At 61.5% G+C, this 2342-nt stretch carries 4 protein-coding genes; 2 read left to right on the plus strand and 2 right to left on the minus strand.

Annotated features, from left to right (window positions below):
* Window positions 1-392, plus strand: a 392-nt coding sequence (locus R5H23_RS16145; protein WP_317216037.1) for a hypothetical protein, incomplete at its 5' end; no start/stop codon positions are given.
* Window positions 393-733: 341 nt separating this feature from the next.
* Window positions 734-1246 (plus strand): MucR family transcriptional regulator, encoded by a 513-nt coding sequence (locus R5H23_RS16150; RefSeq protein ID WP_211501724.1) that lies wholly within the window; start codon window positions 734-736, stop codon window positions 1244-1246.
* A gap of 58 nt (window positions 1247-1304) precedes the next feature.
* Here the strand turns inward: R5H23_RS16150 and R5H23_RS16155 are convergent, their stop codons facing one another.
* Together R5H23_RS16155 and R5H23_RS17145 are read right to left on the minus strand one after the other, a co-directional pair.
* Window positions 1305-1922 carry a phosphoadenosine phosphosulfate reductase family protein gene (locus R5H23_RS16155; protein ID WP_408871046.1) on the minus strand — a complete coding sequence of 206 codons (618 nt, stop codon included), beginning with the start codon at window positions 1920-1922 and terminating at the stop codon, window positions 1305-1307.
* On the minus strand, window positions 1912-2130 hold the full coding sequence (locus R5H23_RS17145; RefSeq protein WP_408871047.1) for a hypothetical protein: 219 nt from the start codon (window positions 2128-2130) through the stop codon (window positions 1912-1914). The genes R5H23_RS16155 and R5H23_RS17145 overlap by 11 nt, the downstream gene beginning before the upstream one ends.
* Window positions 2131-2342 lie beyond the last annotated feature (212 nt).

Below are 2342 nucleotides of genomic sequence, written 5' to 3' on the forward strand. Positions count from 1 at the left end.
AAACTCCGGACAAGCGGCAGCGCCCGGTCTGCGAGGGGGCAGACTGGGGGGCCGGAAAACAAACAGGATGGGTTTGGGCGAAAGGCGCTCAGGCCTTCCGGATCAGGTCACAGCGGACCGAAGCGCAGGGAGATCTGCTCGCGCTCACTGGACGACAGACGCGACAGGGCCTCACGGTGATAGGGGGATCCCTGACGGGCCTGGCGCGTGACCTGCCACCAGGCATTCTGGTCCGAGCAGGTCACGCCGCGCAGCTGGGTGTCAGCGTGCTCCGGGCCGCAGCCTTCGAGAATGGTCCAGCCCTCGCGATGGGCCTGAACCAGGCTAAAATTCTGTGTGGGGGTTGGGCGTGTGAAGGCCATGACGGGCATCGTCTACTGTCTCCTTTCTGACCCTTTCCGGCGAGCGCGGCGTCGTTCTGGGCCGCAAGGGCGACGCGTCAGCGTCAGGACCGCCCGGCCCGCAGCGCCAGCGAGGACACGGACGGCCCCACCCCTTGCGGCGCAGGGCGATCCCGTGGTGCCTCCTCCCCCTTCCTTTCCTTTTTCTTTTCTCGTCTTTTCTTTCGTCTGCCTCTTCTGCGATGTGTGCTCTAACGATCAAAGAAACATGACCGTGTTTCGAGGCGGCTCAGGGAACTGTTAATATCTGAGGCGGTAATAGTCGTAACGACTTGCAGTCATGACCTGAAAGAGCCATGTCCAGAGCTCTTCCAGAACCTTGAGGGACATTTATGACCGATCTGATTGAGACCATTGCACACCCTCATGCTGATCTTCTCCCACTCACCGCTGACATCGTGGCCGCCTATCTGTCGCAGAACGAGCTTTCCGCCGACCAGCTTCCTGCGCTAATCCGCAGCGTGCACGACGCCCTCGCAACCCCGACCACGCCGGAGCCTGTCGCCGAAGAAGCCCCGACCCCCGCCGTGAACCCGAAGCGCTCCGTGTTTCCCGACTACATCATCTGTCTGGAAGACGGGAAAAAGCTGAAGATGCTCCGCCGTCATCTCAAAACGGCCTACAACATGACCCCGGAGGAGTACCGGGTCCGGTGGGGCCTGCCGAGCGAGTATCCAATGGTGGCGCCCAGCTATTCCGAGAAGCGCTCGTCCCTCGCCCGCGAAATTGGCCTGGGCTCTACGACCCGCGCCTCTTCACCGCAGGAGCCCTCCCCTGAGGAAGACACCCTTCCTGCGGTAAAGAAGCTTCCCGAGAAACGTCGCGGCCGTCCGGCCCGCGCCTGAAACTAAACCGGCCCTTCCCCGGTGCCGGAGGCTCCGGCCGGAAGGATCCAGTCCTCTGTCAGAACCGTCTGCAACTGACGGTCTGACAGGCAGGCAACGACCGGGCTTCCTGATAGACCGTCCCCTCGGACGACAGCTGTTCGAGCCCCTTGTCACGTTTGATCGTGCAGCCGAAATCCTTTTCATATCTGGCCAGTTTCGCAAACCGGTTCGCATCCATCCATTTTAGGGTGGCGAACTGTTCTGCATTGCCGAAGATGCAGAACGCGCAGGACAAGCGCGAAAATCCGGCCTGATATGGATAGGCTGGCATGACGCGCCAGCGCCTGAGATTGTCCCAGACTTCAGCCTCGGACCAGGCGTGCACGGGTCGGAAGTGATCGACATGTCGACGGCGTCGGCTCCCGCTTCTCGTATCAGTCCGATGGGGTTCGAAGGCCGCATAGCGGGCCCGTGCGGAACTTTCTTCGGCGCGCTCGCCTGTCACGACCAGGGTACGGCGGTTGAGAAACCTGTCCTGTCCGCGCAAACCACGATCGGCCACGTCGATCTTGAGACTGGCTGAGACCTGGGGAAAGCTCAGCCGTGTGCCCTCTGGCCCCTGCCCTCCTGTTCTGATGAAGCCGTTCGGGGTTTCGAAGACAACAGGAGCTGTGGGCGCATTGTCACGCAGCATTTCGCGCTCGAAGCCACCCTTGCGCTAGGAGCGATACGAAGTCCCGCGCTAGGGCTACGACATACAGGCCTGTGGAGGGCCAGTCCATGAAGGACAGCTCTGCCCCATCCACCTCTTGATGCAAGAGCTCAATGCGTTCCACAGGAGCACTGGCTTCCAGCAGAGCAAGCAGACAGGCCGTGCCATCCTTGCCTCCCGACACGGCCACGATGATGCTGTCATATAGGACGCGAGACCTGCGCTCACGACGCGTACCGGCTCACAGGCGTACCTGGACGGACAGATCAACACATCAGCGCCTAGGCGACGGAGCGTTCGCCTAGTCTCGGGGACTTTTCATGCCGACCATCTCAGGTCTGCCATCCCGCGAACGGGCAACAGCCTTGCATCAGGCAACGTCGTTACGGCTTTACGTAACAA

It is taken from the genome of Gluconobacter sp. GP1 (genome assembly GCF_032913585.1).
Taxonomy (GTDB): domain Bacteria; phylum Pseudomonadota; class Alphaproteobacteria; order Acetobacterales; family Acetobacteraceae; genus Gluconobacter; species Gluconobacter cerinus.